At 42.3% G+C, this 22432-nt stretch carries 18 protein-coding genes; 16 read left to right on the forward strand and 2 right to left on the reverse strand.

Features of this window, described 5'->3' with window-relative positions:
- Positions 1-414 precede the first annotated feature (414 nt).
- The 8 genes from J3U68_RS02575 (at position 415) to J3U68_RS02610 (ending at position 11886) form a co-directional block, all read left to right on the forward strand.
- Entirely contained in the window at positions 415-1215 is an 801-nt protein-coding gene (locus tag J3U68_RS02575) for a tetratricopeptide repeat protein (protein WP_267374290.1), read from the forward strand.
- Between the two features lie 2204 nt (positions 1216-3419).
- A complete protein-coding gene (locus J3U68_RS02580) occupies positions 3420-3551 on the forward strand; it encodes a hypothetical protein (RefSeq protein WP_267374292.1) in 132 nt (43 codons plus the stop codon).
- Between the two features lie 284 nt (positions 3552-3835).
- A complete protein-coding gene (locus tag J3U68_RS02585; RefSeq protein ID WP_267374295.1) occupies positions 3836-4597 on the forward strand; it encodes a phosphatidylserine decarboxylase in 762 nt (253 codons plus the stop codon).
- Between the two features lie 298 nt (positions 4598-4895).
- Positions 4896-6083 (forward strand): GTPase HflX, encoded by a 1188-nt coding sequence (gene hflX, locus J3U68_RS02590; protein WP_267374298.1) that lies wholly within the window; start codon positions 4896-4898, stop codon positions 6081-6083.
- A 27-nt stretch (positions 6084-6110) separates the two neighbouring features.
- A complete protein-coding gene (gene pssA, locus J3U68_RS02595; RefSeq protein WP_267374300.1) occupies positions 6111-6887 on the forward strand; it encodes a CDP-diacylglycerol--serine O-phosphatidyltransferase in 777 nt (258 codons plus the stop codon).
- 68 nt (positions 6888-6955) lie between these two features.
- Complete coding sequence (argJ, locus tag J3U68_RS02600; protein WP_267374302.1) at positions 6956-8173, forward strand: bifunctional glutamate N-acetyltransferase/amino-acid acetyltransferase ArgJ; 1218 nt, start codon at positions 6956-6958, stop codon at positions 8171-8173.
- A gap of 819 nt (positions 8174-8992) precedes the next feature.
- Positions 8993-10252, forward strand: coding sequence for a tetratricopeptide repeat protein (locus J3U68_RS02605; RefSeq protein ID WP_267374304.1), 1260 nt, complete (start codon positions 8993-8995; stop codon positions 10250-10252).
- 428 nt (positions 10253-10680) lie between these two features.
- Positions 10681-11886: a tetratricopeptide repeat protein gene (locus J3U68_RS02610; protein WP_267374306.1), complete on the forward strand. Its 1206-nt coding sequence runs from the start codon at positions 10681-10683 to the stop codon at positions 11884-11886.
- Positions 11887-12168: 282 nt separating this feature from the next.
- On the opposite strand, the gene J3U68_RS02615 is transcribed toward J3U68_RS02610, so the two are convergent.
- The gene (locus J3U68_RS02615; protein WP_267374308.1) at positions 12169-12528 is read right to left on the reverse strand and encodes a RidA family protein; all 360 of its coding nucleotides are present in this window, start codon (positions 12526-12528) and stop codon (positions 12169-12171) included.
- 71 nt (positions 12529-12599) lie between these two features.
- Between J3U68_RS02615 and J3U68_RS02620 the strand changes: the two genes are divergently transcribed.
- Positions 12600-13088: an aminoacyl-tRNA deacylase gene (locus J3U68_RS02620; RefSeq protein ID WP_267374309.1), complete on the forward strand. Its 489-nt coding sequence runs from the start codon at positions 12600-12602 to the stop codon at positions 13086-13088.
- 200 nt (positions 13089-13288) lie between these two features.
- On the opposite strand, the gene J3U68_RS02625 is transcribed toward J3U68_RS02620, so the two are convergent.
- The gene (locus J3U68_RS02625) at positions 13289-14440 is read right to left on the reverse strand and encodes a class I SAM-dependent methyltransferase (protein ID WP_267374311.1); all 1152 of its coding nucleotides are present in this window, start codon (positions 14438-14440) and stop codon (positions 13289-13291) included.
- 287 nt (positions 14441-14727) lie between these two features.
- On the opposite strand from J3U68_RS02625, the gene mraZ reads away from it, so the two are divergent.
- The 7 genes from mraZ to mraY all read left to right on the forward strand — a co-directional run bounded on the left by mraZ (position 14728) and on the right by mraY (position 22392).
- Positions 14728-15183, forward strand: coding sequence for a division/cell wall cluster transcriptional repressor MraZ (gene mraZ, locus J3U68_RS02630; protein ID WP_267374313.1), 456 nt, complete (start codon positions 14728-14730; stop codon positions 15181-15183).
- Positions 15180-16124 carry a 16S rRNA (cytosine(1402)-N(4))-methyltransferase RsmH gene (gene rsmH, locus J3U68_RS02635; RefSeq protein WP_267374315.1) on the forward strand — a complete coding sequence of 315 codons (945 nt, stop codon included), beginning with the start codon at positions 15180-15182 and terminating at the stop codon, positions 16122-16124. Before mraZ ends, rsmH begins: the two co-directional genes overlap by 4 nt.
- Positions 16125-16143: 19 nt before the next feature.
- Positions 16144-16416, forward strand: coding sequence for a cell division protein FtsL (ftsL, locus tag J3U68_RS02640; RefSeq protein ID WP_267374317.1), 273 nt, complete (start codon positions 16144-16146; stop codon positions 16414-16416).
- Positions 16417-16481: 65 nt separating this feature from the next.
- A complete protein-coding gene (locus J3U68_RS02645) occupies positions 16482-18224 on the forward strand; it encodes a peptidoglycan D,D-transpeptidase FtsI family protein (protein WP_267374319.1) in 1743 nt (580 codons plus the stop codon).
- Positions 18225-18299: 75 nt separating this feature from the next.
- The gene (locus tag J3U68_RS02650; protein WP_267374322.1) at positions 18300-19778 is read left to right on the forward strand and encodes a UDP-N-acetylmuramoyl-L-alanyl-D-glutamate--2,6-diaminopimelate ligase; all 1479 of its coding nucleotides are present in this window, start codon (positions 18300-18302) and stop codon (positions 19776-19778) included.
- 23 nt (positions 19779-19801) lie between these two features.
- A complete protein-coding gene (locus J3U68_RS02655; protein ID WP_267374325.1) occupies positions 19802-21160 on the forward strand; it encodes a UDP-N-acetylmuramoyl-tripeptide--D-alanyl-D-alanine ligase in 1359 nt (452 codons plus the stop codon).
- Between the two features lie 146 nt (positions 21161-21306).
- The gene (gene mraY / locus J3U68_RS02660) at positions 21307-22392 is read left to right on the forward strand and encodes a phospho-N-acetylmuramoyl-pentapeptide-transferase (RefSeq protein WP_267374327.1); all 1086 of its coding nucleotides are present in this window, start codon (positions 21307-21309) and stop codon (positions 22390-22392) included.
- The last annotated feature ends 40 nt before the right edge of the window (positions 22393-22432 follow it).

Raw genomic sequence — 22432 nt, forward strand, 5'->3', positions numbered from 1 at the left:
TTGGTTTATAGGCAAGTGTGGAAAGGTGGGATCGGTTCTGATGCAACGTTTGGTGGAAGAACACGATTATGATTATATTGCTCCTATTTTTTTATCGACGACACAAGCAGGGTAAGCTCAAGCTGCACCAAGTCTTGGCGGTAAAACAGGTGTACTCCAATAAGCCAATAGTTTTGCAGCATGAAAAGCATTAGATATCATCGTGACTTGTCGAGGTGAAGATGAAACTTCCGAGATTTATTCAAAACGTCATACAATAGAAGGGATTGAGAAAAATATTCAATATTATAATAAACTCTTGAATGGAGAATGATATAAATAAAAAAGAGTATTTATAAAAGATACATTATTTCTCAAAATATCCAAATTATCGACATAAAAGCGTTTAAAGAAATATCTTTAGAGAATACAGTGATGACAGAACAAGAAGCAGATAAATTATTAGAAGAAGTTAATTATGAACGGTTGTTTGGAGATACAGCTAAAGCTATAGCTATTCTATATCAGTTAAATTCAGAATTTCCCCAAGAAAAAATGTATTTAGGATTATTGGCAAGTTGCTATTATAGTAATGGAGAGCTTGATTTAGCATTAGAATATGCTGAAAAAGCATTAGCACTGGATCCCCATTATCCAGCCATTTTTGAACTAAAAGGGTTAATAGCCTATGCAAAAGGTGATCAAGAAGAGGCTGAAATAGCCTATCAGCAAGCCTTAAAAATAGATCCACAATTTGCCTTAGGCAGAGTAAGGTTAATGCAACTGTATTTTGAAAAGAAAGAATATAACAAAGTAACAGATGAATGTTGGTTTATCTTGAATAAGATAGTTCCTGACAGATTGAGTTATGATAAAGAGAAAAAAAGAAAACTGAATAATGAGTATCTGTTCATTGTCTACATCAATCTATGGAAGGCGCTTATTGCACAACGTAAATATGAAGAGGCGGCGAACGTGATTATAGATTACAAAGATTTTGCCTCTTCTTTTATAAGAGACCCTTATTTCTTTGATAAGGAAGATGAAATGCTATTTAAACTATTTTATTTACTAGATGATAAAGAGAAAACAAATTATTACCAAAATAGATGGTTAAATTTTTATCAAGTTGTTCCCAGTCGAATAGATGGTATGAAAAAAGATGCAAAACAAGGGTATATAACCAATATGAACCCTGATAATTACAATATAGATGAATATGGACATTTCTATTGATATAGAGGTTGATACTGGATAGCTTTGAAAAAAATGTTTAGATAATAGCTAAGGTAGCTAGAGGCAAAAGGTATTTTTGCTAAGTTTTCAAAAAAAATATTTATTATTTATGATTGAATGTGCCGCAGCCAGATATTTTTTCGCTGGCATCTATTAATGATAAGAGTGGATCAGCAAAACGCGCACAGGAAGAGGCAATTTGGGCATTGGAGCTAGAACTCTAATATAAAGAAACCTGAAAATTAACAGGAATTATTTTTACAGAAGCAGGAAATCTTAAAAGGGAGAACAGTTATAACTGAAATCTGTGGAAATAGACTTTGATGATGACGAAGCCCGCAACGAATTGATACAGGTTTATTTTTTATACTGAGAAGCGTTATGAATATGCCATTAAGCAATATGCGTTGGTCTTTCCTATAAAAAATTTATCTGTCGATTAAAACTCATTCTAAGAATAATTTGCCGTGGTTTGATGCTGCATGTTTTCTTTGTATGGTTGCTGAATTTTTTGGATCAATATGGTGATGCTATTTAAATTATAGGTCTGCTACTGCTTAATGAATCGGGCAGATATTTTTGCAGCAATAGTATCTTAAATTTGAAATCCTCCATAATGCTTGATATCAAGCAATCTAACTATGACATTCCTGTTTGTAGAAAGGTTTTGTTAGCAAATTAAGTTTAATGATGTTTGATTTTTCGCGCATCACCACAGCGAGCAATCATTAAAAAGAGCTTATCAACCAACTTATTGCCCATCAGCACAAGTTGATTTGGCGCAGTTATGTAGGGTGTCTAATCATTTTATGGGCGAAATGTGCAACATTGCCACACAGACTTACATGCCTGAGCACAAAAAAGACCAGAAGCAGCAATACCGAGCTGATCAATCGCGTAAAACCCCCAGACACGAAAAACAGCAGAGAACAGTATAAGCTGTTATAATTGAAGAGTATTTTGCACTATTCACCCTACTGACACGCTACTGCCAATTTGAGGCATTTTTTAAAAAAAATGACAAAAATAGCCCAATTTTCTCTGAAAAAAACCATTTTTTTGCGCATAAATTACGCTGTAAGCCCCGTACCACAAGGCTTACAGCGGGGTCTATTATAGCTACCCGGGGTGAGAGAGGGAACTACAACTAGTTTATATGGCGGGCAGCAAGCCATACCATTATAGCTACCCGGGGTGAGAGAGGGAACTACAACATGGGTCGGATTCTCCTTTCAACCATCGAGATTATAGCTACCCGGGGTGAGAGAGGGAACTACAACGCGATTCATGGTCTTGACCACTTTACGCCCATTATAGCTACCCGGGGTGAGAGAGGGAACTACAACATGTAACCAGCACATTTACGCTCCCCTTCAATTATAGCTACCCGGGCTGAGAGTGTTAAGCTGTTGTATTTCAGATATGGCATTTTCCTGTTATTGGCGCACAAATTATAGGGATTACGTTATGGCTTTTCGGTTATTGATTCCTTGAGTCAATACGGGTGCAGCAATCTTATAAAAACGACGATTCACCACCCTAAATTGCTGCTGTGCTGTTGATAAAAAAGGAAGTTCCGTTGCTTGTTTCTGTGATGCTGTTGCTAGGCACTATTTTACGCGGGTTTGTTGTACAGCTGTTTGTACGGTGCTAGTGGCGATGTCTAAGCGGGTTGCCTATTTATTGAAGATTACCAGGATGCTGGGGCGCAGTTGTCGTTTGATTATGGCACAGAGGGCATCGCAGGCTAAGTTGCTATAGGGGCAGGCATTTGTGTTATTGCTTGGGGCATCAAAATTGTCTACTACAGCGATCAGGGTTTGTGCCGAGGGGTAATGGTGGGATGCGTTAAGGTACACGACTTCTGATGCATTGGTGTTACCGGTGGGTGATTCGCTCTGTATTTCTACTTTGATTTGTTGGTTGGGGGGTAGATTTTGGGGTGCGAGGACTCAATAAACTGTCTTCCCTAAAATGAAATCGCCAGTAATCAAGTTTGGTTGTTCGTCTCTTGGTGGATGTGCATCTTTATCGCATCAAAAGAAATCTTTAAGCCTACTTTTTTTGTAGGCATGTACACGTTGTGTATTGGGGTAAATGGTCGTTGGGTGGGTTGATCTGGTTTACGCTTGCGCTTTGCCCGAAGTTGCTAATGCTAACGATGGCATTTTGATTGGTGCTTGGGGATAAGTTGGTGCTGTAACTTGGCTCGAGTTGTTGTGTTGGGGCTGGTTGAACTGTTGGCTGGTGAAGTGGCACACGCGGTAAAACAAGCTGAAAAATGGTGCCATTATCAATGCGGCATGAGAGTGGTGAGCGCTGAATTGGGGGTCTAGTTGTTTTGGTTATTGGGCAGGGTGTTTGAGTTTTTTATTTTTTCATGCTTGATGGTTGGCTGAAGCTGGTTGGTAATGAATTTGGGTTGTGTGGTATGGTGATGTAAGTGGTTAATATAAATGGATCATTCTGTTTGCTGGGTGTTGATGGGGATATAGTTTGTTGTTGAGGCTGATTGCTGCTTTTTGGGGGCATCTGAATTTTTATGGGTTTCGGGTTATAATTTGTGCAATTGTTTACTGGCGAGTTAATCTCGGCTCAATATATGTAAAGGAGTAAGCTCATGTCGCGTGTATATCCCTATCCTTTGATTGCCAAGGAAGGCTGGCCATTTATTCTCGGCAGTCTGATTGTCAGTATTTTAATGACGATTTGGTGTTTCTGGTGGTCTGTGCCGTTTTGGATTATTACGGTATTTGTGGTGCAGTTTTTCCGTGATCCTGCTCGCGATATTCCAACTGGAGCGGAGGATGTGTTGAGTCCGGCAGACGGGCGCATTGTGGTGGTGGAAAAAACGGTTGATCCTTATCGCGGGGTGAATGCGTTGAAGATCAGTGTGTTTATGAATGTGTTCAATGTGCATTCTAATCGCAGTCCGATTGATGGTAAGGTGGAACGGGTGGAGTATTTTAAGGGAAGTTTCATTAATGCGGATGCGGATAAGGCCAGTGAACAGAATGAGCGTAATGCGGTGTTGGCGGTGACTACATCTGGGCGTCCGGTGACTTTTGTGCAGATTGCTGGTTTGGTAGCACGGCGTATTTTGTGTTATGTGGCGGAAAATGATCAGCTTCATCGCGGTGATCGTTATGGTTTTATCCGTTTTGGTTCGCGCGTGGATGTGTATCTGCCTGAGGACGCGATATCGAAGGTGGTTATCGGGGATAAGGTTAGAGCGAGCAGTACGGTATTGGCAACTTTGCCGCTAGAGGCTTCTGATGCTGATGTTTCGGATGCTGTTTCTACTGAACAAGTGGCCGATGTGGTGGCTGAAGCTACGGATAAGGCGATTGAGACGACTAAACATGTTTTGTCTCAGGATTGATAGATGAAGTTTTGTAACAGGCTGTTTGACTGTGGATAGGGTCAAACGGCCTGTTTTATTCTGGTTGTGGTTGTTACGATCAGATTTTGATTTAGAATGGGTTTAAGTAGGCGGGTTGATGGTGGTGAATAATTGAGTGCGGCTAAGTTGAGGATGCGGTAGGTGCATGTTGCCGGTGGCGCTATTTGAGGATTATTTGACACAATGCCAGAGTAAGATGGGTTGGTTCGTTTTTTATGGTATGGATGAAGTTGGAGTTGAAGGGGGAAGATATTGTTTCAACGGCAAAGTAGGGTAAATGAATTCGGTTAAGTTTTCTCAGGCAAATGGTGGAGCAGCTCAATTACCAAATGAACGGGTAATGCTGGTTGGCGTGCGACTGGATCAGGATTTGAAGGGTGGTGCAGAACGGCGCGCACGCTTATTTGATTCAGCCATGGCTGAAGCGGAGGAGTTGGTGCGTGCCAGTGGTGGTGAGCTGGTTGAGGTGGTGCAATGTAAGCGGCAGCAGATACACAGCGCTTTGTTTGTGGGCTGTGGCAAGGCGGATGAGTTGGCGCAGCAGGTGGCGCAATTGGGGATTGATCTGGTGGTTTTTAATCATGCTCTGACCCCGACTCAGGAACGTAATCTGGAAAAGGTGTTGCAATGCCGTGTGCTGGATCGGGTTGGTCTTATTCTGGCGATTTTTGCCAGAAGGGCACAAAGTCAGGAAGGTCGATTGCAAGTTGAGCTGGCTCAGCTGGTGCATTTATCCAGTCGTCTGGTGCGTGGGTATGGTCACTTACAAAGTCAGAAGGGTGGCATAGGTTTGAAGGGACCAGGTGAAACGCAGCTTGAGACGGATCGACGTTTGATTAAAGCGAAAATTACTCGTCTGCGTCAGCAGTTGCAACAGGTTCATAAGCAGCGAGCTACTCAGCGTAAAAGCCGGCAACAAGGGGCTTTGAAAACGTTTGCTTTGGTTGGATATACTAATGTTGGCAAGTCCAGTTTATTTAATCGTTTAACTAAGGCTCAGGTGTTGGCTAAGGATCAGTTATTTGCCACGCTGGATAATACAGTAAGACGCTTGTATCTGAATGATCAGTGCAGTATTTTGCTGTCAGATACGGTGGGTTTTATCGGGGATCTGCCGCATAGTTTGGTTGCGGCTTTTGCCGCTACGTTGGAAGAAACTGCTCTGGCTGATGTGTTGTTGCATGTGGTGGATATCACTCATCCGGAATATGAACAGCAAATGGATGATGTTAATAAGGTATTGCAGGAAATTCATGCTGACAACATACCACAGTTGATTATTTATAATAAAGTTGATAAGTTACCAGCACCTTTATGTCCGCAGGGTGTGGTGCGTGCTGCCGATGGTCGGGCACATGCTGTTTATATTTCTGTGCAGGATGGTCGTGGTCTGGATGAATTGCGAGCGGTGTTGGTTGAATTGGCGCAAGAGTCTGCACGGGGTAATCTTTTAAATGAGCAGTAGTTTTTTTACTGTTAAAGGTATAAATATATGACACAAGAACAATCTGAATTAAATTTGCCTAAGCCATTATCTCGTGGGCGGCGGTTACGCGATAACAGTATTTATTTGTTGCCCAATTCGTTTACGCTGGCCGCTTTGTTTGCTGCTTTTTATGCTATTACGCAATCTATGCATGGTCATTATGAAACGGCTGCTGTGGCGGTGTTTATCGCTATGCTGCTGGATGGGATGGATGGACGTGTGGCGCGGTTAACCAATAGTCAGAGTGCTTTTGGGGAACAGTTGGATAGTTTGGCTGATATGGTGAGTTTTGGGGTGGCACCAGCATTAATTGCTTATAAATGGCAGTTATTTCATTTTGGTAAGATCGGCTATTCGGTGGCTTTTATTTATTGTGCTTGTGCTGCGTTGCGTTTGGCGCTTTTTAATACGCTGATTGGGAAGGTGAGCAAGAAGTGGTTTATTGGTATTCCCAGTCCGACAGCGGCAGCGCTGGTGATTGGTTTAATCTGGGTTAGTCATACTTTCCAGGGTTTACCTTATGTTAACTGGCTCTGTTTGGTGATTACTTTATTTGGCGGCTTATCTATGGTTGTTCAGATTCCGTTCTGGTCTTTCAAGGAAATTAATTTTTATCGCCGAGTACCGTTTTTTGTGATGATTTTGGCGGTCATTGCTTTGCTGGTGGTGACGATGGAACCATCGGTGGTGTTGTTCGGATTCTTTTTGCTTTATAGTTTATCCGGTTATGTATTGTATGTTTGTCGTCTATTGAGAAAGCGTAAGTTGCATGCAAGGGAATAATTTGCAGATGATGGAATTCTGCTATCTATACTCATGATTGAGTCTACAAAGAAATAAAAGGGGAAAATATGTCAGTTAATTTATCTTTGCCGGATGCTGGAGAAATTCAGCAGATCGATGGGGTTGAGGTATTTGTTGGTCAGGCTGGAATTAAAACAGCCAATCATGATGATTTGACGCTGGTGGTCATCAATCCAACCAATAGTGTTGCTGCGGTGATGACGCAAAATCGTTTTTGTGCTGCGCCAGTGCAAATTTCTAAACAGCATTTGGCGGCTAATCAGGGCATACGCGCGTTGGTGATCAATACTGGTAATGCTAATGCCGGAACAGGACAGCAGGGTAGGTTGGATGCGCTGTTTATCTGTGAGAAGGTGGCTCAGCAGATAGGTTGTCATGCGGAACAGGTTTTGCCTTTCTCGACAGGGGTCATTTTGGAGCCATTGCCGGCAGATAAGATTGCCGCAGCCTTACCTGCTGTGAAACGGGCGTCATGGCTGGAAGCTGCCAGAGCGATTATGACTACGGATACGATGCCCAAGGTGTCAAGTCGCACAGTATGCTTAGATGGGCAGGAAATTCATTTTACTGGTATCGCTAAAGGTGCCGGGATGATTCATCCAAATATGGCGACGATGCTGGGTTTTATTTTTACAGATGCGGATATCGCGCAACCGGTATTACAGCAAATGGTGGATGAGGTGGTGCAAACTTCGTTCAATGCTATTACGGTGGATGGTGATACGTCAACTAATGACAGTTTTGTGGTGGTGGCTACCGGTAAAACGTTATTACGGCAGGTTGATGATGTAAATGGCGCTCACTATTCGGCGATTAAAACAGTCTTAGCGGATCTGGCTTTGGAATTGGCTCAGGCCATTGTGCGAGATGGCGAAGGTGCCACTAAGTTTATTACGATTGTGGTTAAGAACGCGAAAACGGTAGATGAAGCGCGTCAGGTAGGGTATGCGGTGGCTCATTCGCCATTAGTTAAAACGGCGTTTTATGCCAGTGATCCGAATTTAGGGCGGATTTTGTGTGCCATTGGCTATGCGGGTATTGCCGATCTTGATGTTGATGGCATTGAAGTTTATCTAGGTGATGTTTTGGTGGCGGAAAAGGGTGGGCGTGCCAAGAGCTATGTTGAAGAAGCGGGGCAACAGGTGATGGTGCAAGATGAAATCACGATCACTATCGATTTGCATCGTGGTGAAGCTGAAGCGAAAATTTATACCTGTGATTTATCTAAGGAATATGTTTCTATTAATGCTGATTATCGAAGTTAATTGTTTTTCATGGTTAGAAGGTTAACTTGAACGTTGGCGATTGTGGCTACTGGCTGTATGGATTGGAAAACGTCAATTCGGCTTTTCAGCCACTGGTTGTTTTTTCAAGCAGGCTAGATGATCATCTACTTGTTTGAGCCGGGCTTGGCTGTAGTTAGGTTGGGTATCAGATTATTTTTTCTGCTGGTTTATTATTCGAGTAAAAAAAGATCAATGCAGTGATCAAGATTATATTTGCAATGGATAAGGTCTAATTTGCCTGCATTATCACTATATTGAAAGTCGATATGTCTTTGGATCGCCACGCTGATGACTTCAACCGGTAAATTTTTTTAATCGACAAAATTCGGTGTATATATCTGGATGTCGTGTAGTTTAGACCCAAAACCTACATAATCTTGCTGGAATATATCTTTGTCATATATTTTAAACAATTCGTATCCTTGCTGACCATTCATGCTAAAGAGCTTTTGCTCTTGTTAGATGAGTTCTATAGATGAGGTGAATAAAGCATAAATTAATTATTCAACGAAAGGTTAGTGTAGGCGAATGCTCTATAAATATTTTCGATGAATTATTTGTTGGATGATGTTTGTTCTATGCTCGCTTGGATTAACTCTAAAGTTATATAGGATAAAATTTTATCATGAGGTTGATTCAATATGAATACTCCTACTTCAAAAAAGAAGTAATGATATATTTTTCATGCTATTAAAAGTACATTGTTAATGAGTTATAGAGATTTAACCTATTTTTTGTTCTTTTCTTGTCTGTAGACAAAATAAAAAAATTATATTTTTTGGAAATTAAGGGAAATTGATGAAACAAATACTATTCGTTGTATTAACAGCATTATTATCGACGACGGCTTACGCTAATGATTGCGCTACCTATTTTGAACAGAAAGATTTTGAAAAAGCTTTTATTGCTTGTAACACTGAGGCTGATCAAGGAGATAGGGAAGCTCAGTATAATTTAGCACGACTATATGACAAACGTATAGGTGCCGACAATAAAGAAAAAGCACTCTATTGGTACACAAAAGCAGGGGAACAAGGGCTTATTGAGGCGCAATATGATTTAGCACAAACGTATAACAATGGGTATGGTGTCGGCATTGATAAAGAAAAAGCACTCTATTGGTTCACAAAAGCAGCGGAACAAGGATTTCTTGAGGCGCAATATCAGTTAGCACTTATGTATGTTGACGATAACGGTATTGAAGTCAATAAAGAAAAATCGCTATATTGGCTCACTCAAGCAGCAGAACATGGGTTTGATAAGGCGGAAAATGATTTAGCCCTTCTTTATTACAGAGGTGACAGTGTCGAAAAAAATAAAGAAAAAGCGCTCTATTGGTTTACTAAAGCAATGGAACATGGGCTTAGTGAGGCGCAATATCATTTAGCACGTATGTATGAAATAGGAGATGGTGTCGAAGTCGATAAAGAAAAAGCCCTATATTTGTACACTCAAGCAGCGGAACTGGGGTATGAATTTGCGCAATTTGAGTTAGCATATATGTATGACCAAGGTAAGGGTGTCGAAGTCAATAAAGAAAAAGCAGCATATTGGTACGCTCAAGTTGAAGCAGTGGAAGAAGGACTTGCTGCTGGAGAATATGAGTTAGCTCTTATGTATGACCAAGGTATAGATGGCGTAATCAATAAAGAAAAAGCGCTATATTGGTATACCAAAGTAGCGGAAGAAGGGATTATTTCTGCGCAATTAGAGTTAGCATATAGGTATAACCAAGGTGAGGGTATCGAAGTCAATAAAGAAAAAGCACGATATTGGTACTCTCGAGCTAAAGCTCAAGGAAAAAGACAAGAATATGGGGTTGTTGAAGCGCAATCTGATTTGGCACATATGTATGCCGAAGGCAATAGGGTCAAACCTGATAAAAGAAAAGCATTATATTGGTACGCAAAAGCCGCTGAACAAGGGCTTGGTAATGCACAATATGAATTAGCACTTATGTATGACAAAGGGGATGGTGTCGCAGTCGATAAAGAAAAAGCGTTGTATTGGTATAAAAAAGCAGCCGATCAGGGTGTTACTGAAGCAACGCATAATTAAGGTGTTATGTATTGTAAAGATGACAGTGTAGAAAAAAGCGAGTTCACTAAAAAGTGTTTTGAACAAACTTAGGATGCAAAGTAAGTTGTGATGAGAGGAATAAACATTATTCTTAAATCACGCAAATCAGAAATCTGTTAAAAGAACTGTCTTACATATTAAGGCAGTTCTTTTTTATACAGCCTAAAAATGTTATTTATTCTGTTAACACAATTACTTTTTTGATATAAATTAGCTTAACAGTGACATTTTAATACGGCTCAAGATATTTTGTTGGCGTGTTAGTCATTTTATCAACTCCATATTCCGATAAGCCATTTAAAAGAACATTGTTAACGAGTAATAGATAGTAAGCGTATTTTTTGTTCGATTTTTGCCAGCAGGAAAAATAAAAAAATTATTATATTTTAGGAATTTAACGAAAACTAATGAAAAAAGTACTGTTTGTTGTATTAACTGCATTATTATCGACGACGGCTTACGCTAATCATTGCGCTACCTATTTTGAACAAAAAGATTTTGAAAAAGCTTTTATTGCTTGTAACACTGAAGCTGAGCAGGGAGATAAAGATGCTCAGTTTAATTTAGCATTTATGTATTACAACGGCGACGGCGTCGAAAAAAATACTGAAAAAGCGCTATATTGGCTTACTCAGGCAGCGGAACAAGGGGTTTCTGTTGCGCAATATGGTTTATCACGTATGTATGAAGAAGGTGAGGGAGTCGAAGTCGATAAAGAACAAGCGCTCTATTGGCTCACTCAAGCAGCGGAAGCCGGATCTGTTCAAGCGCAATATGATTTATCCAGAAGGTTTGAACGTGAAAAATGGCGCACTAAAGCAGCAGAGCAAGGATTTGTTCTTGCGCAATATGAATTAGGGCGGTCGTTCAATTTCGATAAAAATAGAGAAAAAGCGCTCTATTGGTACACTAAAGCTGCTGAACAAGGGTTTGTTTATGCGCAGCAATATGGTTTAGCCAGTATGTATGATCATGAAGGAAATAAAGAAAAAGCGCTCTATTGGTATACAAAAGCAGCGGAACAAGATGAGGGTTCGGCGCAATTAGAGTTAGCAGAGAAATATGACAAAGGTGACGGTGTTGAAGTCAATAAAGAGAAAGCAGTGTATTGGTATACGAAAGCAGCAAAAAAAGGATTTGTTCACGCCCAATATTATTTAGCAGTTTTAAATAATGAAAGTGACGATGTTATAGCAGAACTACGTAAAAGGCTACATAGAAAAATCACTGGACCAGAATATGAAATTGCTCAAGCGCAATCTCGTTTAGCACAACTGTATGACAAAGGAGAAGGTCTCGAAGTTAATAAAGATAAAACGGTATATTGGCTCAGTAACGCAATGAAAAAAGAGCTTGGAGAAACACAATATTATTTAGCAAAAGCGTATAACGAAGGTGACGGTGGTTTCGAAGTCGATAAAGAAAAAGCACTATTTTGGTATAAAAAATCAATAAATAATGGTAACACTGAAGCAATGCATAATTTAGGCGTTATGTATTATAAAGGTGATGGTGTTGAAAAAAATAACGAGTTAGCTAGAAAGTATTTTGCACATGCTTGTGAGCAAAAATTTAAAGATAGTTGTAAGTTCCTTGATCAAGGAGTGAAATAAACATTATTCCTATATAAAAAAATATATGGGATTGGTATCTCGCCAAGGCAAATTTCAAATTTCTTTTGAATCATTTTTTAATTGCCTATTAAAATTTTGTGGCAATTTTTTGGTTTTGGTGTGCTTATTCTTAATTTATGGCTTTGACGCTGTCTAAATTTTCTAACTATATATACTCTTTTTTTTCAAATTAAAATTTCTGCCATTGACAGGTAAATTGGTTGGTTTAAGGTTGGACTAAGTTAGTTTGTGTTTCTGCAACCCGCTGTGTGCGGGTGTTTGTTATGTGGCGGTTTTTTGTACGGCGGTGATTTTGATTTCTACTTTCCATTGTGCATTCGCCAGTGCGGCTTGTACACAGGCTCGCGCCGGAGCACGACCTGGAATAATCCAATCATCCCATGCTTGATTCATGCCGTCATAATCTCGCATATCGGCTAGGTAGATGACCGCTTCACATATATGTTGTTTGTCACTATTGCATGCTGTGAGTATTTGATCGATTTGTGCCAATACGTTGGCTGTTTGGGCAGTGATATCTGCTTGGAGATTGGTGGGGACTTGACCGGATAGAAAGATCAATTCATTACATAGGGTGGCTTCTGCAAAGCGGTTTGCGCTCTGGTAAAATTGAATACTCATGGTGTAGTTTCTCCCTTTTTGTACATTTGTTGATGGTAACACAGCTGATGATGGCTTGATGGGTATAGATGATGAGTAAAGTGAAATATCCGGTTACGGCAGCTATTCGTTTTTTGCGCGAACATAATGTGGTATTTGAACCGAAGGAATATGCTTATGTTGAACATGGTGGTACAGCACAGTCGGCTCTCACACTGGGTGTACCTGAACATGCGGTGATCAAGACAATTGTGCTGCAAAATGAGCACAAACAAGGTTTGATTGTGCTGATGCATGGTGATAAGCATATTTCTACACGTAAACTGGCACGAGATCTGGGAATGAAACACATTGAGCCGGCCAGTCCACAACAGGCAAATAAATGGACGGGTTATCTGGTGGGAGGGACGAGCCCGTTTGGGAATAAGTCTGGACTGCCGGTCTATGTGGAAGAAAGTATTTATGCTTTGCCGATGATTTATATTAATGGTGGAAAGCGCGGATTTCTGGTGGCCATGCATCCTGCTGATTTAGCCTGTTTGCAGCCGCAATCTGTACAGGTAGCCACGGATGTAAATTAGTTATTGTCTAATAAAAATTTGAGCGGTGAATAAGGCTGAGTGGATAATTGGTTTTCCGGCAGATTGGGCTTTGGGCGATATAGTAGAAATAAGTTGGCTGTTTATCTGTTATAAGCGGTTTAAACTGTCTTGCCATGACTAATCATTTGGTGCAGTAAAGTGGTACTGTAGTGTAGGTTGATGATAGCTTGTGAATTGGCTTACAGTTTATGGCATTGATCTCCCTGACTAAACCCGCGCCAGTCTGGATCTATTTTTTTGCCAAAAGCAATGACTTTAAATAGTTCACCCATTTCTTGCGGTGCCAATAAGGTTTGGCAGGCTGTTGCAGCCGCAATATAGGCAGGTTCATCTGGTTTACCTGTTTGTTCCAGTAGTTGGATAATGTCCAGATTAAGTAAAAATGTGGACTGGCTGGTATAGCCAATCAGGTCCAGATGATGATCAATGCCTGCATCAGCAATACGGGTGAAGTTGATATGTGCGGTCAGGTCGGTCAGTCCCGGATTGAAGAAGACATCATGGATAACATGATGGCGATAATGTCCGATTAAGGTACCCTGTTGTCTTTGTGGGTGGTAATACTGGCTGGCGTCAAAACCATAGTCAATCCAGATCATGGCACCCCGCTCAAGTTTTTCAGCCAGTGTGGCTATAAAGGCATATTGCCGTGGATGCAATTCGGATTGATAGGGCGTAGCTGTCTGTGGAAAGGTATGCAATATTTGTTGGCAAACATTTGCATCATGACAGATTTTTTTTTGCCAGACTAATTTATCTTCCTGCCAGCTCACCCCCATTTCGGCAATCTCTGATCCATTGCGTTGATAGACCGGTACTGGCATGGCATCTAATACTTCGTTACCAAGCAGGATGCCATCTAATGTGGCTGGAAGCTGGGATAAATGCTTTACTTTATGTGCCAGATGGGGTGCATGGGTATTGATGGTATGCTGTTGACGGCTGATAAGGTCGGCAGATAATTCTATTATGTAATAGTGATTGAACTGATTTTCTGACAGGGTGTTGAGTAGGGTGGAGGCCAATTGGCCGCTACCGGCACCAAATTCATAAATATTACCGGCTGTTTGCGGTAATAAATCTTGTATCTGCTTTGCCAGAGCTTGTCCGAATAGTGGGGTTAGTTCTGGTGCGGTAATGAAATCTCCCTTAACTCCGAATTTTTTTAAACCACCAGCATAATAGCCGTATTGCGGCTTATATAATGCCATTTGCATGTAATCAGCAAATGATATCCAGTTATGATTCTGATTTATTTGTTGTTTTATGTGTTTGGTGAGGATTTGGCTGTGGTTCAGAGCTACTTTATCCGGCTGGGGCAGGTGATTCATATTGAGGTGAGCAGGAAATGTAAAGAGTTTGGAATTATAAACTTGTCTATATGGTGTTGCCTAAGATAATAAATTATATGACGGATATAAATGTTGGCGATTTGATAAATCTACGAATAATACTTTGAAAAAATTAAAATTTTTTTATTTTTATTTAACAGTCATTAGGATAAAAAATACTTAAATCGCGTTGACCCAATATGCAAATTTGCTTTATAGTGTGAATAAGTGTGTAAAAGTGTGGCAAAGTGGGGGATAATCCCTGTTTTTGGAAATGGAGCTGACTGGTGTTTGGTGGCGCGTACGAATTAAGCATTGATAGCAAAGGAAGATTGGCTATTCCAGCCAAGTTCCGCGATCTGCTTGCGCGTCATTTCAGTCCGGTATTGGTGGCGACGCTTGAGAGGCGTACGCATTTATTGCTTTATCCAGAGTCATACTGGCGCACGGTGGAAGAACAGTTATTGCAGTTGCCTGTGGCAGGAAATAAGGTTTTGCAGGCTTATCAAAATTTGCTTTTGCATAATGCCGATACGATGGAGCTAGATAGTGCCGGACGTGTGCTTTTACCCGGTCATCTGCGGCGGCTGGTGAATTTTGAACGAGAAGTATATGTGGTAGGTCGTGCCAATCGCATTGAGGTGTGGGGCAGGGCACTGTGGGAAGAACAAAATAATGCAGCTTTGGATATGGATGAAGATATGCTGGCTGCAGAGTTAGGTAAAACTCAACTTCAATTATGAGTGAACATAAAAGTGATCATGGTCATGTTACTGTTTTGCTACATGAAGCAGTAAATGGTCTGAATATTCAGCCGGCCGGAATTTATGTAGATGGAACGTTTGGGCGTGGCGGTCATTCACGGTTGATTTTGTCCAAGTTGGGTGCTGAGGGTCGATTGATTGTCTTTGATAAGGACCCTCAGGCAATAGCGGTAGCCACTGAGCTGGCAAAGCAGGATAAGCGGGTAGTGGTGGTGCATAATGGATTTTCCAGTTTGCAGGCAGAACTGGAGAAACTGGGTATCGCTGGCATTGATGGTGCTTTGTTTGATCTGGGTGTGTCATCTCCTCAGATTGATGAAGTGGAGCGAGGGTTCAGTTTCCGTTTTGATGCTCCGTTGGATATGCGGATGGATCCTACCCGTGGAAACTCGGCGGCACAATGGCTAGAAGTGGCTGATGAGCAGGACATACACGAGGTAATTAGGAATTATGGTGAAGAGCGGTTTAGTCGTCAGATTGCACGCGCAATTGTTCAACAACGACAGGAAGTACCGATTACCACAACCCGCCAGCTGGCGCGTCTCGTGGCACAAGTCGTCCATACTCGCGAGCGGAACCAGGATCCGGCCACACGCACCTTCCAGGCCATTCGCATCTTTATTAACCGTGAATTGGAAGAGATAGATGAGGTTTTACCGCAGGTGATGAATCATCTGCATATCGGTGGGCGTTTGGCGGTTATTTCGTTTCATTCGCTTGAAGACCGGATTGTGAAACGTTTTATGCAAAAGTACAGTAAACCGGCGCCATTGCCTCGCTGGGCAGTGGTGAAGGAAGCAGAACGGGAACAACCGCCTTTGAAATTGATTGGCAAGGCGCAGAAACCTACTGCTGAAGAAGTTGCTAACAATCCGCGCTCCCGTTCAGCGGTGCTTCGGGTAGCTGAGCGCAGTCACTGATTTATAGTGTTTGACGAAGATGAATAAGATCAACGTTATTTTGCTTTTGGTGGTTTTGGCTTCGGCTTTTGCCGTGGTCACGGTGCAGGATCGATCACGTCAGTTTTTCATTGCGTTGGATAAAGCGCAAAAAGGGGAAAAGTTGTTGAATGAGGATTTCAGCCGTTTGAAGCTGGTGCAGGCTAAGTTATCGAATCATCAGATGATTCAGGATGCTGCAGGGCATCAAAATATGCATCTGCCAGTTTTAGCTGAGACGAAAATGCTGGAGTCGATGCAACCGCAAAAGTAATAGGTTGAGTATGCTGAATATATTGGAATGCTGTTTTAAACAGTTACTTCCTTAGTGGAATTACTATGTTGATTAAGAATGATTACAAACCACGCATGGTACCGAACAAAGTCAAACAGGTTAAGCCTGTGACGACTAATGGTCGGATTATTCTGGTGCTCAGCAGTATTGCAGTGGCTTTTGCAATGCTGGTGGGACGAGGCGTATATTTGCAGACGGAAAAACATGATTTTCTGAAGGAGCAGGGCGACCAGCGCTTTGTGCGTACTGTTTCGCTTACTGCTTCGCGTGGCACGATTACTGATCGTACCGGTGCGGCTTTAGCCATCAGTGCACCAGCAGATTCTTTGTATGCAGTTCCATCTGCTATGTCATCTATGCCTACTCAAGAGCAGTTGACTCAGTTATCAGAATTGATTGATGTTCCGGTAGGGGTGATTCAGGAACGCTTAAGTCGAAATAAGGATTTTGTGTATTTAAAACGTCAGCTGCCGGTGGAAACGGCAGAAAAGGTAGCAGCGCTAAATATTAAGGGGCTAGCATTTCAGCAGGAGAGTAAGCGTCATTATCCGATGGGGTTAATTTTTTCGCACATTATCGGTTTCACCAATATTGATGGCAAAGGACAGGAAGGTCTGGAGTTGTCCAGTGAACAGATTTTGCACGGTGTTGATGGTGCGAAGGTAGTGCTGCGCGATAATAAGGGTAATATTGTTGATAGTTTGGATTCTCCACGCAATCATCCACCATTGAATGGCGCGGATATGGTGCTGTCTTTGGATCAGCGGATTCAGTCCATTGCTTATGATTCTTTGCAAAAAGCCATGCATCATCATCAGGCAGCAGCTGGGTCAGTGGTGGTTTTGGATGGAAAGACTGGAGAAGTTTTGGCTCTGGTGAATTCACCAGGTTATGATTCAAATAATCCAGGCGCAACCACTAGTGATGCTCGTCGTAATCGGGCGGTGACTGATATGATCGAACCGGGTAGTGCAATGAAGCCATTTGCGATTGCCAAAGGGTTGGATAGTGGGAAAATCCGCATTAACAGTGGTTTTAATACCATGCCTTATAATATTGGTCCGGCTACGGTGCGCGATACCCATAATTATCCTTATTTGGATGTACGCGGTATTATTCAGAAATCATCTAATGTTGGAACAAGTAAAATTTCTGCGATGTTTACGCCAGAAGAAATGTATAACCTGTATACTTCTCTGGGCTTTGGACGACGTATGAATTCCGGTTTTCCAGGGGAAACATCGGGAGTGGTTCGTGACTGGCGTAAATGGCGGCCGATTGAACAGGCTACGATGTCTTTCGGTTATGGAATTCAAATGAGTCTGTTGCAGTTGGCTCGTGCTTATACGATCTTTACGAATGATGGTCAGCTGTTGCCGGTAAGTTTTCAAAAGCTCAATGACAAACCGCAGGGCGAACAGATTATTAAACCTGAAACAGCACGAGCAGTACGGCATATGATGATTGCGGTGACTCAGCCTGGCGGTACTGGTGTACAAGGTGCGATAAATGGTTATGATGTTGCTGCGAAAACCGGTACGGCTCGGATGTTGGTCAATGGACAGTATTCAGCCACCAAACATATGGCCACTTTTATCGGTTTTGCTCCGGCAGATAATCCACGGGTAATTGTGGCAGTCAATATTCAGAATCCGACAGCTAATGGCTATTATGGTGGTACGGTATCGGGTCCAGTATTTCATGATGTGATGGCTGGTACGTTAAATGTGCTGGGTATTGCTCCTACTAAACCCATGAATGATAAGCCAAGATTGGCCGCCAATTAATCCAACAGCAACCTGTATTTTATGCAGGTTGTCTGTTTTATATTGCGCCACACAATTTGTTGAAATGATCAAACTATGTTTTCGCTGAAAAAATCTCTGTCTGAATATTCAATTAGTGCGCAAGAGCATGCTTTAATTAAAGGTAGAACATTACGGATTGACAGCCGGCAAATCTTGCCCGGTGATGTTTTTGTGGCTTGTCAGGGCGAGTATGTAGATGGTCGCGATTATATTCAGGCTGCCATTGATAATGGAGCCACTTTTGTCTTCTGGGATGATGACGGTCAGTTTTGTTGGCGGGATGAGTGGAAGGTGCCCAACGCCGGTGTTTCAGACTTAAAAGAGCGTGCTGGTTTGGTGGCTGCAGCCTGTTATGATTATCCGGGTAAGCATTTGGCTATCTGGGGTATAACTGGTACCAACGGTAAAACTTCTATATCGCAATGGCTGGCTCAGGCGGCTGATAAGTTGGGGAAAAAATGTGCCATTATGGGAACGGTGGGTAATGGATACTGGCAACAGTTACAGAGTACCGGCAATACCACTATGGATGCGGTTTCAAATCAAACCTGGCTGAAGCATTTTGTAAATGAGGGTGCAAAGGCGGTGGCGATGGAAGTTTCCAGCCACGGTTTGGATCAAAGTCGGGTTGTGGGTGTTCCCTTTACCTCTGCTGTGTTTACTAATCTTACCCGCGATCATCTTGACTATCATCACGATATGGATGCCTATGGAGCCTGTAAGGCTTCGCTGTTTTATTGGCATGGTTTGCAGCATGCAATAGTTAATATTGATGATGATTTTGGCTGGCGTTTAAATCAGGATTTGCGTCAGCAATGTCCACACTTAGCCGTTTATTCTTATGGATTTCATTCTGCGGCTGATATTCGTATTCTTGATTTTGCTGTCAATGCCAGTCAGATGCAGTTACATTTGATGACGCCATGGGGTGAAGCGCAGGTGTTTACGCATCTACTTGGTCGCTTTAATGCCTTAAATCTAGCCGCTTGTGTAGGAGTGCTGTGTGCCAATGGTTTTGCTTTGGCGGATGTGGTCTCGGTTTGGTCGGAGATTAAGCCGGCTACAGGGCGAATGGATTGTCTTCGGGGGCATAATCAACCGCTGGTGGTGGTGGACTATGCCCATACGCCAGATGCTTTAGAAAAAGCATTGGCTACTTTGCAGGAAATCAAACCAGATCATGCAAAATTATGGTGTATTTTTGGTTGTGGCGGAGATCGGGATGCAGGCAAACGCCCCTTGATGGGTGCCGCTGCTGCTGCGGGCGCTGATTGTGTGGTGGTGACCAGTGATAATCCGCGCACTGAAGACCCGCTGAAAATTATTAATGATATTTTGCCTGCGGTTGCTGATCCGGTACTGGTAGAGGCTGACCGACGTGCTGCCATTGGCTTTGCTGTTAGTCATGCTGCGGTGGATGACATTATTTTGATTGCGGGTAAAGGTCATGAAACTTATCAGGATATCAACGGTGTTAAGCAGCATTTTTCTGATTTTGAAGTAGCGCAAAGCGCTTTGGCGTTGCGTGATTAATGTCGGTTGAGAATGGAAAAAAGATGCCGATACTTGATGTGAATTTTATCTTTAAAACTTTTGCTCAGTTACCCACTGTTGCTAATACAGCTATTAACCGCGTGGTGATTGATAGTCGTGCGGTTGAAGCTGGGGATGTGTTCGTCGCTATTAAGGGGGAACATTTCGACGGGCATGACTTTGTCAATGATGTGTTGGCGCAAGGTGCTGTGTTATGTATTGTTAGTCGTGCAGATTTTGCACAGCAGGATCGTTGTGTGTTGGTTGAAGATACGCAACAGGCTTTGGGACAATTGGCCCATGCCTGGCGAATGGCTGTTAATCCTGAATTGCAAGTATTTGGTATCACGGGATCTGCTGGCAAGACTACGGTTAAGGAGATGCTGGCAACCATTCTGCGTCGCTATGCAGGAGATGAAAAAGTACTGGCTACAGCGGGCAATTTGAATAATCACCTTGGTTTGCCCCTAACTTTATTGCAGCTAACCGCTCATCACCGCTACGCTGTGATTGAAATGGGTATGAATCATGTGGGTGAATTGAGCTATTTAACTGATCTCACTCGCCCCGATTTTGCTCTGGTTAATAATGCTTTGCGTGCACACATCGGCTGTGGTTTTGAGGATGTGGCCGATATTGCTCGTGCGAAAAGTGAAATCTATCAAGGTTTGGATGAGCAAGGTACGGGATTGATTCCGCTAGATGATGGCCAGTCTAGTATTTATGCCGCGGCGCTGAAAGGCAAGCATGTGGTGACGTTTGGCACCAACCATGGTGACGTACATGCAGAAAATATTGTTTTAGAACCGCTAAGCATGAGTTTTGATTTGCATAGCCCGCAAGACATGATTGCTTTGCAGCTTCCGGTACCGGGGTTGCATATGGTGCATAATGCGGTTGCCGCCTGTGCCATGGCTTTAAGTGCCAACATTCCATTAACTGCGCTCACTGCTTTGGCTGATTTTGTTAATGCTAAAGGACGTTTACAGCAAAAACGCAGTGTTCATGGTGCATTGATCATTGATGATACTTATAATGCCAATCCGGACGCGTTCAAAGCAGCGATTGATGTTCTGGCTTCTTTCCCCGCACCACGTGTGCTGGTGATGGGTGCCATTGGTGAGCTGGGGATTAATGCGCCCGCATTGCATGCTGAAGTTGGGGCTTATATGCGCGAGCGTGGAATAGAGGCTGCTTTTTTTATAGGTGATGACGCCAAATATGCAGCTGAAGCTTATGGCGCGTTAGATGCTTTTTTTGAGCATAAAGCCGAATTGATTGCCGCTTTGCGCCATTGGGATCAGCCAATGGCAACGATTTTGGTGAAAGGTTCTCGTTTTATGCACATGGAAGATGTGGTTGCTGCTTTAATTGAGAATTAACTCATCTTTGCATGTAACGTTGTTGGTGACTACGGTCAGGTCGTTATACTATTTTCATTTTCTCTGTAATATTAAGCTTGATCTCAGAGAAATATTTTTTATGTTAATTAACCGTTGCGGCATGTGCTGTGACAAGGAAAACAGCCATGTTGTTATGGTTAGCAGAACTTTTTCATAATTGGGTTAATGGATTTCATTTATTTCAATATACGACTTTCCGTGCGGTGATGGCGGCACTCACTTCGCTATGCTTGAGTCTGATGTTTGGTCCATGGATGATCAGAAAGCTGACTGAGCTGAAAGTAGGGCAGGCTGTTCGGGATGATGGTCCACAAACTCATTTGATTAAAACCGGTACCCCAACCATGGGCGGGACGCTGATTTTGCTGACCATTACGTTAACCACCTTGTTATGGAGCAATTTGGCTAATCCTTATATTTGGGTTTTGCTATTTGTGATGTTAAGTACCGGTGCACTTGGTTTTTATGATGACTGGAAAAAGGTTGTCTTCAAGGATCCTAACGGAGTTTCTGCTCGTTTCAAAATGGTGTGGCAGTCTGTAGTGGCTTTGGTAGCAGGCATTGTGTTGTATTACGCTGCTCATTTAAGCTCAACCACAGCGTTTATCGTACCTTTCTTTAAAGCGATTGCTTATCCGCTCGGTGGAATTGGATTCGTTATTCTCACTTATTTTGTTATTGTAGGTACTTCCAATGCTGTCAATTTGACCGATGGTCTGGATGGTTTGGCGGCATTCCCGGTGGTACTGGTCTCTGCAGGTTTGGCTATTTTCGCTTATGTGAGTGGTCATGCAGAATTTGCGCATTACTTACAATTGCCACATGTACCTGGAGCTAATGAAGTGGTGATTTTTTGTGCGGCAATTTGCGGTTCATGTCTGGGTTTTCTGTGGTTTAATGCCTATCCTGCACAGGTTTTTATGGGTGACGTCGGTGCTTTAGCACTTGGGGCTGCTCTAGGCACAGTTGCGGTGATTGTGCGTCAAGAAATAGTTTTGGTGATCATGGGCGGCTTGTTTGTGGTGGAAGCCTTGTCGGTGATGTTGCAGGTCGGTTCGTATAAATTAAGAAAAAAACGGATTTTTCTAATGGCACCAATTCATCACCATTTTGAGCAAAAAGGTTGGAAGGAAACCCAAGTTGTGGTGCGCTTCTGGATCATTACCATGATTCTGGTGTTGGTGGGTTTGTCTTCACTCAAAATTCGCTGATACGCAACTTTGGGTGATTGAGGTTAGACATTTTGTAGGA

It is taken from the genome of Snodgrassella sp. B3882, assembly GCF_026535915.1.
Taxonomy (GTDB): domain Bacteria; phylum Pseudomonadota; class Gammaproteobacteria; order Burkholderiales; family Neisseriaceae; genus Snodgrassella.